The following is an 18,054-nucleotide window of genomic DNA, read 5'->3' as shown; positions in this document are numbered from 1 at the left end:
CATGAGCAGCGACCCCCCCGTCTATGTCATGTATCCCGGCTACGCGCCGGCGCCGGGCGGTGCCCGCGTGCCGCGCAGCGCCTGCTGGCCCGGACCGGGCTGGGCCGCACAGCCTGCCCCTTGGCCGCAACCCGCCGCAGGTTGGCCCCCGACAGCACAACCGACCGCGCAGGCCGCCGCGACGCCCGCCAATGCATCGATGCTGAACGGCCGCTTCGTGGCCGGGCTGCTGGTGGGGGGCGCGATCACCTATGTCCTCTCGAACGAGGCGGTGCAGCGCAGCGTGATGCGGGGCGCGATGCAGCTATGGATGGGGCTGCAGGGCGGGCTGCAGGAAACCCGCGAGCGGTTCCGCGACGCCGAGGCCGAGGTTCGCGCCCACAAGGGTGAGTGATCCGATGTCGCGGCCGGAACGCCTTATCGAACCGGCCGCGCCGGTCGAGATTGCTCATGAACTGCCCTGCCGGCTGCGCCTGCGGTCGGCGGGCTTCGGCCCGAGCCTCGCCGAGGCGGTCTTGACCCTGCCAGGCGTGCGCTCGGCGCGCCTGAACGCCGCCGCCCGGTCGCTGGTGGTCGAGCATGACGGCCGGGCCGAGACCCGGAGTGCGGTGCTGCGGATAGCGGGCGGTCCGCCGGCCGTGCTGGCCCATGCCGTGCCGCGTCCTGCGCCCGCCCATTTCGACGACGAGGAGGAGCCCCGGCTCTGGCCGCTGGTGCTGCGCCTTGCGCTGATCGCGACCTTGCCGGCGCTGCCGGCGCGGCTCGGCACCGCCGCCGCCTGGGCGATGATCGCGCCGCGGCTTCTGACGGGTGCGAGATCGCTGGTGACCCACGGGATCACCGTCGAGGTGCTCGATGCGCTTGCCGTGGGCATCGGCGCGGCGCGCGGCGGCTTCCGCACCGCGCTTTTCACAGACACGCTGATGTCGGGCGGGGAGTATCTCGAGGAAACCACCGCCCGCCGCGCCACCTCGCTGTTGCAGGCGCTACTCGAACCGCACCCCGAGACGGTCTGGGTGGAACGGGAGGGCGAGACGCTTCGCATCCCCTTCCGCGAGGTCGTGACCGGCGACACGGTCGTGGTTGGCGCCGGCGAGCTGGTGCCCGTCGATGGCGTGGTGATCGACGGTCGGGCGCAGGTCAACGAGGCCTCCGTGACGGGCGAGAGCCTGCCGGTGATCAAGGAGACCGGCGCCGCGATGATCGCAGGCTCGACCGTCGAGAGCGGGCGGCTCAGGATCGAGGCGCAGCGCGTCGGCGACGAGACGACGACGGCACGGATCGCGGCCTTCATCCACGAGTCGCTCACCACGCGATCCGAGGGCGAGCGGCTGGCTGAGGAGAACGCCAACCGCCGGGTCTACACCACGCTCGGCATCGGGCTGGCGACGCTGATCCTGACGCGGGACGTGAAGCGCCTCGCCTCGGTGTTCCTGATCGACTACGCCTGCCCGGTGAAGCTGACGACGCCGGTTGCGGTGCGGGCGACCATGGCCAAGGGCGCGCGGGCGGGGGTGCTGATCAAGGGCGGCCCCTGTTTGGAAAAGCTCGCTCAGATCGACACGGTGGTCTTCGACAAGACCGGCACGCTGACCCACGGCGCGATGGTGGTGACCGATGTGATCTCGCTCGATCCCGACTGGGAGGCGCGGCGGCTGCTGGCGCTGGCGGCCTCGATTGAGGAGCATTCCTCGCATCCCGTGGCCAAGGCCGTGGCGGCGGCGGGCACGCGCGAGGGCACCGGCCACCTGCCGCACGGCGACGTCGGCACCGAGGTCGCACGCGGGCTGTTCGCCGAGGTCGAGGGGGCGATGGTCCGCCTCGGCAGCCGCCGCTTCCTTGAAGAGCTGGGCGTCTCCTTCGCCGCCCACGGCTGCGCCGTCGACAGGCTGGCGGAGGCGGGCAAGATGGTGCTCTTCATCGGCCACGGCACGCGGCCGATCGGCATGATCGGCCTGCGCGACGAGTTGCGGGCGGACGCCCGCGCCACCATCGACCGGCTGCGCGCCTCGGGCGTGTCGCGGATCGTGATGCTCTCGGGCGACCGGCGCGGCCGGGCCGAGGCGATGGGGGCGGCGCTCGGGCTGGATCAGGTGCTGGCCGAGCTTCAGCCCGAGGACAAGGCCGAGATCGTCACGGCGATGAAGCGCGAAGGCCGGCGCGTTGTCTTCGTGGGCGACGGGATCAACGATGCCCCCGCACTGGCCGCGGCCCATGTCGGCATCGCCATGCCGCTGGGCGCCGACATTGCCCGCGCGACGGCCGACATCATCCTGATGGACGATCGGATCGGGCTGGTGGCCGATGCGCGCGAGGGCGCCACGCGCGCCATGCAGATCATCGACACCAACTTCAGGATCGCGATGGCGGTGAATACCGGCCTCTTCGCGGCGGCCTCGGCGGGGTGGCTGGCGCCGGCCGCAGCCTCGCTCATGCACAACGGCTCGACCATCGCGCTCCTGGCCCATGCGCTCGCCCGGGCCGGGCTGCCGGAGCAGGAACGCCGCTGAAAACGGCAATGCCCGTTGAAAACGCGCGCAGCCCGGGCTGCGCGCGTTTTCATGTGCCGTCCCGGACCCCTGTGCCGGAAAAAGAACATTGACGGCCCCCGATTTGTTTCCTACGGTTTTTGTCGGGTAAGATGCAGTCCCGGCCGTCGGGGTCCGGCACAAGTTCAGGAGGCATACGGCATGTCCTACTTCGTCCACCATGTCCCGGGCCGCGCCCGTTTCCGGGTGCCCGGCATGCCGAAGGCTGCTACCCTGCGCGAGGCTCTGGTGTCCGCCCTGCGCGCGATCGAGGGCGTCGAGCGGGTGGAGATCAACCCCGCCGCGGCATCGGTGGTCGTGCATTACGATCGCGCCCTCGCCCCGCTCGACCGGGTGGTCGAGGTGCTGCGTGCCCACAGCGAGCCGCCCGAGGTCAGCCGCGTCCCGCTGGAGACGCCGGTGCCCGCCGCCGCCCGCGGCCGCATCGGCGAAAACGTCTCGCGCAGCGTCGGCGAGATGGTGGGACAGGCGATGTTCGCCACCATCGTGCAGCGGACGCTCGAGTACAGCCTGCGGACCGTTCTGCTCGGACGCTGAAGGCGCACGACCGGGCTCTTTCCCGGCCCCGCAATCGGTCGGGGCGTTTCGCTCTGATCGATGTGCGTGGCGCGGGTTCGCGCCAGGAGATCCGGACTGCCAATAACGCCACCAGTGGGCTGTGTCCCGACGCGCGCCCGTGAACGACGTCGCTCGAAGCTCCGAACCAGCGTTCGACGATCGGCGCCCTTGCTCTCGCCAATGAGCCTTCGTCCCTGCATGGACCCGCCAAGGGGGCCCGGCGCGCGACTTTCTGTTCTGGCAAGATGCCTTGCCCTTCGCCCCCTGCGCCGAAAGGTCGCGGATGAGGTTCGCAACCAATCGGGCAGCAGCCGGCGCATTGACGGCGCGGCCCGGATCTGCCACCCCCTGTCATCGACGGTTCCCGAGGGTCGCGAGGCCCGAGGGATGAAAAGGGAACACGGTGAGGGGGCAACCCCGATGCCGCGACTGCCCCCGCAACTGTGAGCGGCGAGCCGCCCCGATGGACACCACTGGCCGATGGCCGGGAAGGTTCGGGGACGGCCACGACCCGCGAGTCAGGAGACCTGCCGTCGGGCGCATCCGCGCCGCCACTGCCGGTACACCGGCCCAACCCCAAACGCCGTCGGGGATGACGGTCAGGAGGACGACAATGCATATCGAACCCGGTCTGGTGACCGGAGCCAAGGCCATTTTGGGCTTTGCCACCGCGGCGACCGCGGGCGGCCATGCGCTGAAGCTCGGCTGGGAGGCCCTGCGCGAAACCGGCCTCGCCTCGCTGGCCCTGCGCAGCGCCCTTGCAACCACGGCGGTCTTTGCCTTCTTCGAGATCCTTCCACACTATCCGGTCGGCGTCTCCGAGGTTCACCTGATCCTCGGCTCGACCCTGTTCCTGATCCTGGGCGCCGCGCCCGCGGCCATCGGGCTGGCGCTGGGTCTCCTGATCCAGGGGCTGCTGTTCGCGCCCTTCGACCTGCCGCAATACGGCATGAACGTCACCACGCTTCTGGTGCCGCTCTTTGCCGTGCAGGCGCTGGCCCGGCGGATCATCGCGCCGCACACGCCCTATGTCGATCTCGACTACCGGCAGGCGCTGGCCCTCTCGACCGCCTATCAGGGCGGCGTGGTGGCCTGGGTGGCGTTCTGGGCCTTCCTCGGCCAGGGGTTCGGGGCCGAGAACATGACCTCGATCCTCGCCTTCGGCAGCGCCTACATGCTGGTGGTGCTGATCGAGCCGCTGGCCGATCTGGCGGTGCTTGCCGGCGCCAAGTCGCTGCGTGGCCTCGCGGGCTCCGGCCTCTTCACCCACCGGCTGCATCACGCGGCCTGACACCGCGGCCCCTTCGGGGGGCCGCTTTCGCCGTGCCCGCTGGCCGGGCACGGTCCTTGATGCCGCGATGCTGGTGCCCGCTTCCTGCGGGTGAAAAGGGAAGGCCAGAGGCCGCAAGGCCCAGGGGCCGCCGCCCCCGCGACCGTGACCGGAGAGGTTGCCCCGATGCCACTGGCCCCGGCCGGGAAGGCGGGGCGACCGCAGGGCTTCGTGCCCGGGATCCGCAAGCCGGGAGACCTGCCAGCTCGACATGACGCTGACCGGACGGGGTGTTCCGGCGACGGGTTCCGGTTTCCGGCTCTCGCCGCCCCTGCATGCCGTTCCGCCGACACGGGAAGGTTCGGATGCAGGACGACAAGACCCAGCCGGCGCGGGACAGCGCAGCGGTGCCACCGATGACCCGGCCGCCGGGGCTGATGATCGCCGCGCCGGGATCGGGATCGGGCAAGACCACGATGACGCTGGGCCTGCTGCGCGCCTTCCGCGACGAAGGGCTGGTCGTGCAGCCGTTCAAGAACGGCCCCGACTACATCGACCCCGCCTTCCACCTCGCGGCGGCGGGGCGGCCGTCGTTCAACCTCGACGGCTGGTCGATGGGCGAAGGTCTGCTGGGCGCGCTGGCGTCGCGGGCTTCTGGGGCGGATCTGGTGATCGCCGAGGGCTCGATGGGGCTCTACGACGGCACCTCGACCCCGGGGCGCTCGGGCCGTGGGGCGGCCTCCGAGATCGCGCGGCGCTTCGGCTGGCCGGTGGTTCTGGTGCTGGACGTGGGCGGGCAGGCGCAATCGGCCGCAGCAACGGCGCTCGGCTTTGCGCGCCACCCGGAGGCGCCGGACTTCGCGGGCGTGATCCTGAACAACGTCGCGGGGGCGCGGCACGAGGTGATGATCCGCCGCGAGATGGCGCGGCTTGGCCTGACGGTGCTGGGCGCGCTGCCGAGGCGCAGCGATCTCGTCCTGCCCGAGCGGCACCTGGGGCTGGTGCAGGCGGGCGAGCATCCTGACCTGGAGGCGGCGATTGGGCGACTCGCGGCGCTCCTGCGCGATCACGCCGACCTTGACGCCATCCGCACCGCGGCGCGCGCCGGGGCGCCGCCGGTCGCCGGGCGCCTGCCACCGCCGCCCGCGCAGCGCATTGCGCTCGCCGCGGACGCGGCCTTCTCCTTCACCTATCCGCATCTCCTGACCGGCTGGCGTGAGGCGGGGGCCGTGATCCTGCCTTTCTCGCCGCTCGCCGACGAGGCCCCTCCCGAGGCCGATCTGGTCTGGCTGCCGGGCGGCTATCCAGAACTGCACGCGGGCCGGCTGGCCGCAGCCGAGAGCTTCCGCGCCGGCCTTTCCCGCCACGCCGAGACTCGCGCCGTCCATGGCGAATGCGGCGGCTACATGGCGCTCGGCACGGCGCTGGTGGATGCGAAGGGCGAGCGGCGCAGGATGGCGGGGCTCCTCGGCCTCGTTACCAGCTACGAGCGGCGGCGGTTGCATCTGGGCTATCGCACCGCTCATCTGCTGGCGCCGCTGCCGGGACACGACGCGGGCGCCCGCCTTGCGGGGCACGAGTTCCACTATTCCACCATCCTCGACCAGCCCGACGCGCCGCTCGCGCGCGTCACCGACGCCGAGGGCAATCCGGTGCCCGAGACCGGCTCGCGCCGCGGGCGCGTCACCGGCTCGTTCTTCCATCTTGTGGCCCCGGAGGCCGAATGACCCATCATCCCCGCCCTGCCCTGCCGCAGATCGACGTGCCGCTGCTCGACCCGCCCCCGCCGCGGCGGGCGCGCGCCCTGATGATCCAGGGCACCAGTTCCGACGTCGGCAAGAGCCTCCTGGTGGCGGGGCTTTGCCGCGCCTACGCCCGCCGCGGGCTGAAGGTCGCCCCGTTCAAGGCGCAGAACATGTCGAACAACGCCGCCGTTGCCGCCGACAGCGATCTGCCGCCGGGACCGGACGGGCCGAACTTTGGCGAGATCGGGCGCGCGCAGGCGCTGCAGGCGCGGGCGGCGGGGGTGGCTCCGTCCATCCACATGAACCCGGTGCTCCTGAAGCCGCAGGCGCTGGTCGGCTCGCAGGTGGTGCTGCGCGGCCGCGCGCTGGGGAACTGGCCGGCGAAGCATTACCACGAGCTGAAGCCGCTGATGATGCCCGCCATCATGGACAGCTTCGCCCGCGTGGCGGCCGAGGCCGACCTGATGATCGTCGAGGGTGCGGGCGCCGCGACCGAGGTCCACCTGCGCCGGTCGGACATCGCCAACATGCTGCTGGCAGAGCATGCCGACCTGCCGGTGGTGCTGCTGACCGACAACGACCGCGGCGGCGCGCTGGCCGCGGTGGTCGGCAGCTGGATGCTGCACACAGAGGAGGAACGCGCCCGCATCCGCGGCTATATCGTCAACAAGTTCCGCGGCGACTTCGCGCTTTACGCGCCGGGCTGCGAGGTGATGACGGCGCAGACCGGCTGGCCGCTCCTGGGCGTGGTGCACTGGTTCGACGCCGCGACGCTGCTGCCGGCCGAGGATGCGCTGGCGCTGGCCCGGCCGCTGCGCAGCGACGGCGCCGGGCTGCGGATCGCGGTGCCGCAACTCAGCCGCGTGGCGAATTTCGACGATCTCGACCCGCTGTCGTCCGAGCCGGGGGTGGATCTGCGCTGGATCCGCCCGGGCGAGCCGATCCCCGAGGGCATCGACGTGGTGCTGCTGCCCGGATCCAAGACCACCCGCCAGGCGCTGCAGGAACTGGTGGCGAACGGCTGGGACATCGACATCCGCGCCCATGCCCGCCGCGGCGGCCGCGTGGTGGGGATCTGCGCCGGGTTCCAGATGCTGGGTCGCATGGTGCGCGATCCGGACGGGATCGAGGGGCCGCCGGGCGAGACGCCGGGACTGGGCCTTCTCGATGTCGAGACGGTGATAGGCCGCTCGAAGCGGCTTCTGACGCTCGGCGCGACCGACCGGATCAGCGGCGCCCGCGTCACCGGCTACGAGATGCACATGGGGGTGACGGACGGCCCCGGCCTCGCCCGGCCGTGGCTCGACCTCGAGGGCCGGGCCGAGGGCGCGGTCTCGGCCGACGGGCGGGTGATGGGCAGCTATGTCCACGGGCTCTTCGGCGCCGACGGCTTCCGCGCGCACTGGCTGGAGGCGATGGGGGGCCGGGCCTCGGGGCTCGATCACGCGGGCCAGGTCGAGGCGGCGCTGGACGCGTTGGCGACCCATGTCGAGGCAAACCTCGACCTCGACGCGCTGCTGGCGCTGGCGCGATGAGGGCGCGACGGCTGATGGTGCTGGGCACCGGCTCGGACGTGGGCAAGAGCCTGGCTGTGGCAGGCCTCTGCCGCGCCTTTGCCCGCCGGGGGCTGCAGGTCGCGCCGTTCAAGGCGCAGAACATGTCGAACAACGCCGCGGTGACCGTGGACGGAGGCGAGATCGGCCGGGCGCAGGCGCTGCAGGCCCGCGCGGCGGGGCTGGCGCCCGTCACCGACATGAACCCGGTGCTGCTGAAGCCCGACAGCGACGTGACCGCGCAGCTGGTGGTGCAGGGCCGGGTCGAGGGGCGGCTTTCCGCGGCCGACTACCAGCTGCTGAAGCTCGCCCTGTTGCCGCGGGTGGTGGACAGCCTCAACCGGCTCTGCGAGGGCCGCGATCTGGTGCTGATCGAGGGCGCGGGCAGCGGGGCCGAGCGCTATCTGCGCCCGCAGGACATCTCGAACATGGGGCTGGCCTGCGCGGCGGACCTGCCCGCGGTGCTGCTGGCCGACGACTCGCGCGGCGGAGTGACGGCGGCGGTGCTGGGGCATCATCTCCTGTGGACCGCGGCCGAGCGGGCGCGGGTGGCAGCGGTGATCGTGAACAAGTTCCGCGGCGATCCGGCGATCTTCGCACCCGCCGCCGACGATATCCGGCAGGCGACCGGCTGGCCGGTGCTGGGCCTCGTGCGCTGGTCCGAGGCCGCCCGCGCCCTTCCGGCCGAGGATTCGCTGGCGCTGGATCAGATGCGGCAGCCCGGCCGCGGTCTGGTGATCGCGGTGCCCGAGATCCCGCGGCTGGCCAATGCCTGCGACCTCGACCCGCTGGCGGCCGAGCCGGGGGTGGATCTGCGCTGGGTGCGCCCCGGCCATCCGCTGCCCGCCGAGGCCGCCGTGGTGGTCCTGCCCGGCGCGAAATCCACGCGCGCCGCGCTGGAAGCCTTGCGGGCCGAGGGCTGGGACATCGACATCCGCGCACATGTCCGACGCGGCGGCCGGGTGGTGGGGATCTGCGCAGGCTTCCAGATGCTGGGGCGGCGCGTCGCGGACCCCGACGGGATCGAGGGCCCGCCGGGCGAGACCGAGGGCCTGGGCCTGCTGGACATCGATACCGTGATCGGCCCGGCCAAGCGGCTTTGCGAGGTCAGCGCGACGGATGCGATCAGCGGAACGCAGGTGAGTGGCTACGAGATGCACATGGGGGTGACGACCGGCGCAGGCCTCGCCCGCCCGTGGCTATGCCCGGACGGCCGACCCGAGGGCGCGCTGTCGCCGGACGGCCGGGTGATGGGCAGCTACCTGCACGGCATCTTCGGCGCGGGGGCCTTCCGCGCCCGGTGGCTTCAGGCCATGGGCGGCGCCGGATCGGCCGGGGACCACGCCGCGCGGATCGAGACCGCGCTTGATCGGCTGGCCGACGGGATCGAGGCGGACCTCGATCTCGATGCGCTGCTGAGGCTGGCGCGCTAGGCCGCCGGGGCGCTTCGGCCGCGGTATACCCGGCGCACCTCGCGGCGTCAGCCCTCGCGGTGGCGGCGATGCGCCTCGGCCACGGCCTCGGTCGCACCCTCGGCCGGGCGGGGCCGCGGCGTCGGCGGGTCGGTCTGCGGCCGGCCCGACCAGGGCTGCGGAAACTCCAGCCACTTCTGGATGAAGTTCCACGACTGCTGGTAGCCGTCGTGCGGCAGGGTGCAGGCCGAGCAGTCCTTGCGCACCAGCCCGTTGCGGTCGGTGTAGGTCTCATACGGCCCGGGGCAGTCGTAGGCGATCAGCGGGCAATAGCAGAACAGGCAGTTGAACGCGCGCTTCACGCCCGGATGGCAGGGCAGGAACGGGCAGTCGCGGTTGGTGAAGCCCTTGAAGGCCTCGTTCAGGGTGGTGTCTTTCGGCTCCATGGCCACTCCTTCGGTCGCTTGACCGGAAGGCGGAATGGTGGCTGATCCCGGCGCGAGCGCACAGGCCCATGCCTCCGGGCCCGCCGCCCGGGATGGTCGTCAAGGCCCGGCAGGTCTCCTGGCTTGCGGCTCGGACGCCGGCTGCCCCTTCCCGGCCCGAGGGCCAGTGGCATGGCAGACGGCTCGCCGCTCACAGTTGCGGGGGCAGCGCCGGAGTTGCACCGGCTTCCCTCTTCGCCCGCGGGATCACCGCGGGAACCAGGGCACCGCGACGATGCGGCGGGGGGCCGCCGGTGTCAACCGCCCCCGCGGCGCCTCGCTTTCCGGTTGACAGGCGGCACGGGGCTCTGGGAAGACAGGCGCGTGATCGGTTCCCCCGGGCGTCCAGGCGTCCGGGGATTAAAAGGGAACGCGGTGCGCCCCAGAGGGGCAAGACCGCGGCTGCCCCCGCAACTGTGAGCGGTGAGCGACGCCGAAGATGCCACTGGGAGTTCCCGGGAAGGCCGGCCGAGCAGAGACCCGCGAGCCAGGAGACCTGCCGATCACCCGCCGGCCCCGGCCGCGCGGCTTCGACCGGACGCCGGGGTGCGCGTCTGGCCCGGGCGGGTCCGCGAGCGCACGCCCGAGCCTTCTCATCCCGTTCGTCCTTTCTCCCGCGCGGCCCTCTCCGGCCGCCCCTGATGAAAGGCAACGACCCATGATATTCCACGCCAACATGATGGCGGCGGCCCGCGCGCTTAGCCTTGCGCCGCGCCCCACGCCCGCGGCGCTGCAGCTCTGCGACATCCCCGTCGCGCGCATGGAGCAGCCGGGCACCTTGACCGTCCGGCTGGCGCGCGGAGTGCCCATGTCGGGCGGGGCCGTCTTCGACATGGCCGCGCCGCGCGCCGTCTTCCTGGTCCATCGCGGCACCCGCACCGACCTGCGCCCGCGCCTGTCCCCCTGCATCGCGCGGGGTGCCCTGAACGAGGCGATGGCTTGGGAAACGACGCTCGCCCTTGATCAGCCGGGCGATCACCTGCTGGTCGCGGTGCCCGAGCCACCCTGGGACGCCGACGCACGGGTTCATGTGCAACAGATCGCCACGGCCCGCGTCCGGCTCGGGCCTTCAGGGAGCGACTGGGCGACGCCTCTCGGGCTTGCGGCCGAGATCGTTCCGGATCCGGGCGCGAGCGATCTGGCGCCCGGGGGCATGCTTACGGGGAGGGTGCTGGCGGAAGGGCGTCCCGTTCCCTGCGCGGCGCTGGAGATCGAGTGCGTTCAGGCCGACGCGCTGGCCGGTCGAGGGATGCCGGGTGGCGGTTGGATTCTGGCGACTGCCGACCAATCCGGGTGCTTTCGGGTGCGCCTCCCGCACGCCGGCCTATGGGCTGTCGCCGCGCGAGGCGTCGGCGCCAAGCAATGGCATGCCACCCGGCCACTGCGTCAGGATGCCGTGCTCTGGGTGCGGGTCACCAACGCTTCCAGCGATTGTAGAGGGTCTTCGCCGGCCCGTACTCCCTGGGTGCGTCGCACCACCGCAAACCATTGCGATTGATGAAGATTATGCCGCTCAGGACGCGCCGGTCGTCGACACGGGGCTTGCCATGGCTCTTGGGAAGGAACGGCTTCAGGCGCTCCATTTGCGCCTCGGACAGCCAGTAGAGGTTGCTCATCGGTCAGGTCTCCTTGCGAGGCCTGAATCACGCGATCCCCACGAAATCAATGGGTCTGGAGCCTAGGCACGACCAAGCCGAATTCGCCCAGATGGGCGGCACCAAAAGCCGCGCCGCATGATCAGGCCGCGTCACCCAAAATCCGCCATAACTCGTCGGAGGGCGGTCACATCATCAACGCCGGGCCTATGCCTTATTGGGGCCCGGAAGGCGCGCAGGATAGGTCCATCCGGGCCGTCTCCTGTGTCTTTCGGCGGATTGGCCTGTCGACATTGCCGATGGCGGGATGAGGGAAGGCTCATGCCTTACCGTCGAATATTCTCATTCTAATGGTGTAGGTAGGTGAAGCGGATGAAGCGGGATGCCGACCCATGGCCCCTGTTCCTTCCAAAAGACAAGTTCTCGCCCGGACCTTGCCTGCTATCCTGCAAATGACCTTACCGGGTCCGGCGATTCGAGAAATTTTCTGTAATGAATTATCGAAATGAAGGACCAATACGGTTGGAAATCATGTTGCGTCTATTCATTTTCCTCTTCCTGGCTGCAATTCCCGGTACGCTTGCAGCGGAAAGCAAGAACGATTACCGCATCAATATCGGCGATCAGATCGAGATAGACGTTCTTGACGATTCCGAAGCCTCTCAGAAATACACGGTGGGCAGCGACGGAGCGATCCAGCTTCCGCTGATCGGCGGCTTCCGTATCGCGGATCTCACGACGGACGAGGCCCGCACGCGGCTGCACGAGGCTTTCGTCTCGAGCGAGATCTACATCAACCCGACGCTCGCCGTTTCGGTCGCGGCCTTCCGCCCGGTCTTCGTGCTCGGCGACGTGCGCAAGCCCGGCAACTACGACTTCCACCCGTTCCTGACGGCCGAACAGGCCATGGGCCTCGCGGGCGGCGCCATGCTCTCCTACGAGAACGAGGAGGCACGGGTGCTGGAGAAGCGCAAGCTCTCGCAGCAACTCGAGCTGGTGAAGACCGATCTTGCCCGGATTGCGGCTCGAGCGGCGCGGTTGCAGGCGCAGCTCAAGAACCAGGAGGCGATCGAGTGGACCCTGGTTCCGCAGGAGTTGCGCAGCATCATCAGGCGCGAGGACTTCGAGGAGCTGAAGCCGAACGAGGACAAGATCATGTCGCTCGAACGGACCAATTTCCGCGTCCAGCGCTCGCTTCTGGCCAATGCCGAGGTCGAGGTCGAGGAGCAGCTCCGCCTTCTGTCGGATCGCGAGCGTGTCCAGCTGGATGCGCTTGACTATGACCGCCAGGATCTGTCGCGCAAGCGCGAGATGGCGCATGGCGGCCTCATCACCAGTTCGGCGCTGTCGCAGCTCGAGCGGGCGGCCAAGGCGGGTGAGGGCCAGCTTTTGCAGATCCAGGAGCAGCAGTCGGTCGCGCGGCGCATCCTGGGCGAGCACCGGCGCGAGATCTTGCGGCTCGAGACCGGCCGCAACACCGACCTGCTGACCCAGGCGCAGCTCCTCCAGGCGGAGAAGGACAGGAAGATCAGCGAGTTCGAATCTGTCACCGAGCGGCTCGACCTGATCAGCCAATGGATGAACACCGCCACCAACACCCGCAACGAATACCGCATCGAATACGAGGTCCGGCGCCGGAACGAGGCCAAGCTCATCAGCCTCGGCGTCACCGGGCAGACCGAACTGCTGCCCGGCGACCAGCTGGTCGTGGCCCTGCGGCCGCCGGAAAGCTCGGAGAAGACGCAATGAAACAGACCACGCCAGAGTTCGCCGTCCGACCGCCCCTTGCGGAGGAGACCGATGCCCGTCGGCGGGCATCGGTCGAGACGGTCGACCTGGGTTTCGCCGTCGACGTCCTGCGCCGGCGCAAGTGGCAGATCCTGGCCTCGGGCGCGATCGTCGTCGCGGCCATGTTCGGCGCCCTCCAGCGGATGGAGCCCACCTACACCGCTTACACCGAGGTGATCCTCGACACGCGGCAGGAGCGGGTGACGGACGTCAAGCAGGTGATCTCGGACCTCGACGTCACCAACTCCGTGATCGCGGGCGAGATCGTCTCGCTGAAGTCGAACCTGCTGATCGGCAAGGTCGTCGACAAGCTGAACCTTACCGCCCATCCTGACTTCGCGCTCGAGGGGGGCGACGCGCTGCCCGAGGGTGAGAAGCGCCGCATCACCATCCTGCGGATCTCCTCGGGGCTGACGGTGACGCAGGTCGGCATCTCCTATGCCATCGGCATCGCCTACGAGGCGAGGGATCCGAAGCTCGCGGCGCTGGTCGCCAACACGCTGGCCGAGGAGTACATCGCCGACCAGATCGAGTCGAAGCGCAACATCACGCTGCGCGCCACCGCCTGGCTGCAGAAGCGGCTGGGAGAGCTTTCCACCGCGGTCGAGGAAGCCGACCAGGCGATCATCGACCTGCGGGCCCGCACCTCCGAGGAGAACGGCTCGAACCAGGAGACGACCGAGCGCTTCCTGGTCGATCTGAACCAGCGGCTGGTGGCCACCGCGTCCGAGCGATCCGACGCCCGGGTGCGCTACGAGATCGTGACCAAACGGCTCGAGAAGGCGGGCCTCACCTCGGTTGCCCATGTGGTGTCCTCGTCGCTGCTCGAGACGCTGCAGCGCGAACGGATCGACATCGCGCGCGAGCAGGCGGTGAACGCCGACCGGCTGGGCCGGCGCCATCCCGAGATGATCCGGCTGAACGCGCGGATCCAGGACCTCGACCGGCGCACCGAGGCCGAGGTGCGGCGCATCATCGAGAACATGAAGAGCGACGTGGACGTGGCCACCCAGCGCGAACTGGCGCTGCAGAACCAGATCAAGGAGATCGAGCAGCGGCTGGTGAAGCTCTCGGCCGCTGCGGTCAAGCTCAACCAGCTCGAGCGGCAGGCCTCGGCCACGCGGATGGTCTACGAGAACTTCCTGTCGCGCCTGACCGAAACCAATGCGCAGTCCGACTTCCAGCGCCCGGATGCACGGGTCGTCACCGTGGCCACGCCCCCCGACCGGCCCACCGCGCCGCGCAAGAAGCTGATGCTGGCGGTGGCCGGGGTCTTCGGCCTTTCCTTCGGCACGGCACTGGCCTTCCTTCTCGAGGCGCTCACCCGGCGGATCCATGCGAGCGAGGAACTGCGCCGGATCACGTCGAGCCCGGTCATGGGCCTCGTCCCCTACGAACAGCGGAGGCGGCGCATGCCGGACTGGCTGGCGCGCGAACTGGCCCGGACCGACCATTCTCCCTACATGGAAGCGATCAGCGCGCTGCGCGCCCAGATCTTCGACGTGCGCAGCGTGGCCCGACCCAAGGTGCTGATGGTGACCTCCGCCCTGCAGGGCGAAGGCAAGTCCAGCACCTGCGCGGGCCTCGCCGCGTCCCTGCCGCGGGTCTCGACCAGCGCGATCCTGCTCGACCTTGACCTGCGCCGCTCGATCACGCGCAAGGTGTTCGACCTCGGCTCGCAGAAGGGCTGCGTGGCCGATTACCTGGCCGGAAAGATCGACCTGGCCCAGCTCCAGCCGGCCGTGCTGCCCTGGGGCCTCACCGTCCTCGCCCCGCTGCGCTCGGTGACCAACAGCGCCGACCTGCTCTCCTCGCAGCGGCTGGGCGAGCTGATCGACCGGCTCCGCCTGCGCTACGACGTGGTGATGATCGACGCGCCGCCCGTGCTCGACATCGCCGATGCGCTGGTCGTCTCGCGCCACACCGACAGCACGCTCCTCGTGGTCCGCAGCGGCAAGACCCCGCGGGTGCTGGTGGCCGATGCCTACGAGCGATTGCAGGCGGCCGAGGTGCCGGTGATCGGCACGGTCCTCACCCAGATCCGCAAGGGCCATACCGCAGCCCGAGAAATGTACAGGTACGACTATGCTTGACCAGCAGACCCGGGCACAGCGCGTTGCCATCATCCATTACTGGCTCGTCTCGATGCGGGGCGGCGAGCGCGTGGTCGAGGAACTCCTGCGGCTGTTTCCGCAGGCCGAGATCTTCACCCATGTCGCCGACCGCTCCAAGCTGTCGCCGCTGATCCTCGGCCGGCCGCTGCACGAGACCTTCATCAGCAAGCTGCCTTTCGCGCGGCGGCACTACCAGAAATACCTCGCGCTGATGCCGCGCGCTCTGGAAGAGATCGACCTTTCCGACTTCGATCTGGTGATTTCCTCGGAGAGCGGTCCGGCCAAGGGGGTGATCGTGCCCCCGCACGTGCCGCACATCTGCTACATCCACACGCCGATGCGCTATCTCTGGGATCATTATCCCACCTATCGCGGTCGGCTTTCCGGGCTGAAGCGGTTCTATTTCTCGCGCCTCGCCCACCGTCTTCGGATCTGGGACGTGTCCTCGGCCGCGCGGGTGGACCGCTTCATTGCCAATTCGAACTTCGTGGCCGAGCGGGTGCAGCGCTACTACCACCGCCGGGCGGATGTGGTGAACCCGCCCGTCGATCTCGAGACCTATCGGCTGCCGCTGGCGGGCACGAAGCGCAGCCATTACCTCTTCGTGTCGCAACTCGTGCATTACAAGCGGCCCGACCTCGTCATCGAGGCGTTCCGGGGTCTCGACCAGCGGCTTCTCGTGGTGGGCGAGGGCGAGGAATCCGAAAATCTCGCGCGGAACCTGCCGCCCAACGTGACGATGCTGGGCCGGGTGCCGACCGAAAACCTCGCCGCGCTCTACGGCTCGGCCCGGGCGCTGATCTTCCCCGGCGAGGAGGATTTCGGCATCGTCCCGGTCGAGGCCATGTCCTGCGGCACGCCGGTCATCGCCTATGGACGCGGCGGCATCCTCGACAGCGTGACCGACGGCGTCTCGGGCCTCTTCTTCGAGCGGCAGGGGGTGGAGGACATCCGCGAGGCGGTGCTGCGCTTCGAACGCGACGCCGCCCGCTTCGATCCCGTGCGGATCGCGGGCATGGCGCAGCGCTTCAGCGCCGAGCGTTTCCGGCGCGAGATCGCGGCGATCATCACCTCCGAACTCGGTCGTCACTCGCTCAAGGTGAAGAACTTCAGCGCCGAGATCCCGGTGCCGTCGGAGCCGGACGTGGGGCCGCTGCCGCGGCCGCTGGCCCTGCCGGTGTGAAGCACGATCCGGGCGGGACGGCCTCCGGTCTCCTCGGCATTCGCCCCTCCGGTATTGAGGTTGCGCTCGAGCCGGGGGAAGCTGGATCCGGCCAGAGTGAGACGCAGGCGGTGGCCGGCCTTGAGCAGATAGGCGATATGGCGCATCTCCACCGTCACCTCGGCCACCTCGCCCGGCTCCATCGGGCGCGGATGGTCGAAGCCCTTGCGGTAGCGCAGGCGCAGTGCGCCCTCCTGGATCATTCGGGATCGACCCGCGGGGTCCACGTCCGAAAGCCGCGCCACGATGTCGGCGTCCAGCGTGTCGGTCGAGACGCGCAGTCGCGCCGAGAGCGGTCCCGCGATCGGCAGGTCGGCCCTGGCCGGGGCGGAGCTGTAAACCAGCACGTCCGGCCGCGCCTCGACCCGGTCCTGGTAGAGCGGCCCCGCGCGTTCCTCGGGATCGCCCGTGCAGCAGATGGCGCCCCCGACCGAGGGCACCGGATCGGCCGGGTCCGAGACGATGCCGTCGGAGGCCGGGGCGGCCGGCGCCTCGCCGGGGAAGGGCAGGGCGGCGCCGGGCGGCGGCAGGAGGCGCCCGTCCCCGGCGGCGGTCTGCGCATGGCCTTCGGAGGCGAGGAGCATCTCCTGCGCGACCGCGCCTTCGGGCGGCCATGTCCCGGCCTCGCGCCAGCGGTTCTCGACCAGCATGTAGTAGAGATAGGGCGGCAGGTCCGGGGCGGGTCTGTCCTTCAGCCGGTGGTCGAGGAAGGTCACGAAGATCTCGTCGAAGGGCAGGAGCGCCTCAGGCCCCACCGGCAGGTCGGCGACCGCCCCGCTGCTGGCCGCGCCGGAGTGGTTGCAATGTGTGCCCGGCGCCACGATCAGGTGCTGGCCGGGCGCCGTCGTCCGCATCGCCTTCGTCAGGGCAAAGCTGCCGCTTATGGACGGATCGTACCAGGTGTCCACCATCAACCCCGGCGTGGCGAAGCGGTCGGTATCGTCGATGTAGCCCGCCGCCTTCCAGTAGCCCCTGTCCTCGAAACGGCGCAGGAAATCCTCCCAGTCGGTCGGGTCGGGCCGCGCCTGCCGCATCATGTCGATCAGCGGCAGGCTGCGCAGCGCCCGGGCATGGTCGACCGGCACCCCTGCCATCCGGTCGGGGGTCTTGCCGCCATAGGCGACGAACCAGCCGAAGGCCGAGGCAAGGTTCAGGATGCCGCCCTCGAAAGCCCCGAAATAGCTCGCACGTCCATCGAGCGCGCCCATCGCACCGCCCGCGCCCAGCGGGATCATCGCCTGATGCGCCGGGTGCCGTTCCGCCGCCAAAAGCACCTGCGTCTCGCCGAGCGCCGAGCAACCGACCGTGCCCACGCGCCCGTTCGACCAATCCTGCGCCACGATCCAGTCGAGCGTCGCCACGGCATCCGCGCGTTCGTGCGGATAGGGGGCGAAGACTCCCTCCGATCCGTGGCGGCCGCGCATGTCCTGCGCCACCACCGCATAGCCCCGCGGCCTGAGAAGCCTGACCCAGCGGAGCACCTCGCCATACCGCCGCTTGTCGTAGGGCAGGCGGATCAGGATGGATGGAAAGGGTCCTGCACCCTTGGGCAGGTAGATGTCGGTGGCGAGCAGGGTGCCGTCGCCGGCCGGGACGGCGAGGCTTTCGACAGAGTGCCCGAAGGCCGGCGACCCGTTGCGCCAGGCCCAGAGCCGGGCCTTCTCGAGCAGCCGCTCGCCCCGGCCGGTGGTGAACAGCGCCAGCGCCAGCCCGAACGCCAGGAGCAGGAGGGCGGCGAGGCCCGGCCGGATCACAGCACCGCC

The 18,054-nt window shown here is 70.3% G+C and carries 13 protein-coding genes, 1 pseudogene and 4 riboswitches; of the genes and pseudogenes, 11 read left to right on the top strand and 3 right to left on the bottom strand.

Annotation, left to right across the window (positions count from 1 at the left end):
• Window position 1 precedes the first annotated feature (1 nt).
• The 7 genes from FG154_RS13505 (at window position 2) to FG154_RS13475 (ending at window position 9,108) form a co-directional block, all read left to right on the top strand.
• Window positions 2-394, top strand: coding sequence for a hypothetical protein (locus FG154_RS13505; RefSeq protein ID WP_145108830.1), 393 nt, complete (start codon window positions 2-4; stop codon window positions 392-394).
• Window positions 395-398: 4 nt separating this feature from the next.
• Complete coding sequence (locus FG154_RS13500) at window positions 399-2,510, top strand: heavy metal translocating P-type ATPase (RefSeq protein WP_145108827.1); 2,112 nt, start codon at window positions 399-401, stop codon at window positions 2,508-2,510.
• A gap of 180 nt (window positions 2,511-2,690) precedes the next feature.
• On the top strand, window positions 2,691-3,086 hold the full coding sequence (locus FG154_RS13495; protein ID WP_145108824.1) for an HMA2 domain-containing protein: 396 nt from the start codon (window positions 2,691-2,693) through the stop codon (window positions 3,084-3,086).
• Between the two features lie 362 nt (window positions 3,087-3,448).
• A riboswitch (cobalamin riboswitch) is annotated at window positions 3,449-3,656 on the top strand.
• A gap of 64 nt (window positions 3,657-3,720) precedes the next feature.
• A complete protein-coding gene (locus FG154_RS13490) occupies window positions 3,721-4,398 on the top strand; it encodes an energy-coupling factor ABC transporter permease (protein WP_145108821.1) in 678 nt (225 codons plus the stop codon).
• 54 nt (window positions 4,399-4,452) lie between these two features.
• A riboswitch (cobalamin riboswitch) is annotated at window positions 4,453-4,657 on the top strand.
• A gap of 85 nt (window positions 4,658-4,742) precedes the next feature.
• The gene (locus FG154_RS13485) at window positions 4,743-6,104 is read left to right on the top strand and encodes a cobyrinic acid a,c-diamide synthase CobB (protein WP_425456852.1); all 1,362 of its coding nucleotides are present in this window, start codon (window positions 4,743-4,745) and stop codon (window positions 6,102-6,104) included.
• Window positions 6,101-7,657 (top strand): cobyric acid synthase, encoded by a 1,557-nt coding sequence (locus tag FG154_RS13480; protein ID WP_145108818.1) that lies wholly within the window; start codon window positions 6,101-6,103, stop codon window positions 7,655-7,657. The genes FG154_RS13485 and FG154_RS13480 overlap by 4 nt, the downstream gene beginning before the upstream one ends.
• Window positions 7,654-9,108 carry a cobyric acid synthase gene (locus FG154_RS13475; protein WP_145108815.1) on the top strand — a complete coding sequence of 485 codons (1,455 nt, stop codon included), beginning with the start codon at window positions 7,654-7,656 and terminating at the stop codon, window positions 9,106-9,108. Before FG154_RS13480 ends, FG154_RS13475 begins: the two co-directional genes overlap by 4 nt.
• 47 nt (window positions 9,109-9,155) lie before the next feature.
• Here FG154_RS13475 and FG154_RS13470 read toward each other — a convergent pair whose 3' ends face one another.
• Window positions 9,156-9,533 carry a cysteine-rich small domain-containing protein gene (locus FG154_RS13470; RefSeq protein WP_145108812.1) on the bottom strand — a complete coding sequence of 126 codons (378 nt, stop codon included), beginning with the start codon at window positions 9,531-9,533 and terminating at the stop codon, window positions 9,156-9,158.
• Window positions 9,534-9,624: 91 nt separating this feature from the next.
• A riboswitch (cobalamin riboswitch) is annotated at window positions 9,625-9,811 on the bottom strand.
• A gap of 73 nt (window positions 9,812-9,884) precedes the next feature.
• Window positions 9,885-10,090, top strand: a riboswitch (cobalamin riboswitch).
• A 140-nt stretch (window positions 10,091-10,230) separates the two neighbouring features.
• On the opposite strand from FG154_RS13470, the gene FG154_RS13465 reads away from it, so the two are divergent.
• The gene (locus tag FG154_RS13465) at window positions 10,231-11,070 is read left to right on the top strand and encodes a DUF4198 domain-containing protein (protein WP_145108809.1); all 840 of its coding nucleotides are present in this window, start codon (window positions 10,231-10,233) and stop codon (window positions 11,068-11,070) included.
• Here FG154_RS13465 and FG154_RS13460 read toward each other — a convergent pair.
• A pseudogene (locus tag FG154_RS13460) lies at window positions 10,988-11,188 on the bottom strand (transposase); the annotation flags it as partial. The gene FG154_RS13465 and the pseudogene FG154_RS13460 sit on opposite strands and share 83 nt — an antisense overlap.
• Before the next feature lie 513 nt (window positions 11,189-11,701).
• On the opposite strand from FG154_RS13460, the gene FG154_RS13455 reads away from it, so the two are divergent.
• From FG154_RS13455 to FG154_RS13445, 3 genes are read left to right on the top strand one after another with little or no spacing between them, the layout of a single operon-like run.
• Window positions 11,702-12,916 carry a polysaccharide biosynthesis/export family protein gene (locus tag FG154_RS13455; protein ID WP_186312369.1) on the top strand — a complete coding sequence of 405 codons (1,215 nt, stop codon included), beginning with the start codon at window positions 11,702-11,704 and terminating at the stop codon, window positions 12,914-12,916.
• Complete coding sequence (locus FG154_RS13450) at window positions 12,913-15,048, top strand: GumC family protein (protein WP_186312368.1); 2,136 nt, start codon at window positions 12,913-12,915, stop codon at window positions 15,046-15,048. The genes FG154_RS13455 and FG154_RS13450 overlap by 4 nt, the downstream gene beginning before the upstream one ends.
• Window positions 15,041-16,252, top strand: a complete 1,212-nt coding sequence (locus tag FG154_RS13445) for a glycosyltransferase (RefSeq protein ID WP_145108800.1) — start codon at window positions 15,041-15,043, stop codon at window positions 16,250-16,252. Before FG154_RS13450 ends, FG154_RS13445 begins: the two co-directional genes overlap by 8 nt.
• Here FG154_RS13445 and FG154_RS13440 read toward each other — a convergent pair.
• Window positions 16,156-18,045, bottom strand: a complete 1,890-nt coding sequence (locus FG154_RS13440; RefSeq protein WP_186312367.1) for a CocE/NonD family hydrolase — start codon at window positions 18,043-18,045, stop codon at window positions 16,156-16,158. The genes FG154_RS13445 and FG154_RS13440 overlap by 97 nt on opposite strands.
• Window positions 18,046-18,054: the final 9 nt, after the last annotated feature.

It is taken from the genome of Cereibacter sediminicola, from assembly GCF_007668225.1.
In the GTDB taxonomy this organism is placed as follows: Bacteria; Pseudomonadota; Alphaproteobacteria; order Rhodobacterales; family Rhodobacteraceae; genus Cereibacter_A; species Cereibacter_A azotoformans.
This window is presented reverse-complemented; position numbering and strand designations above follow the sequence as displayed.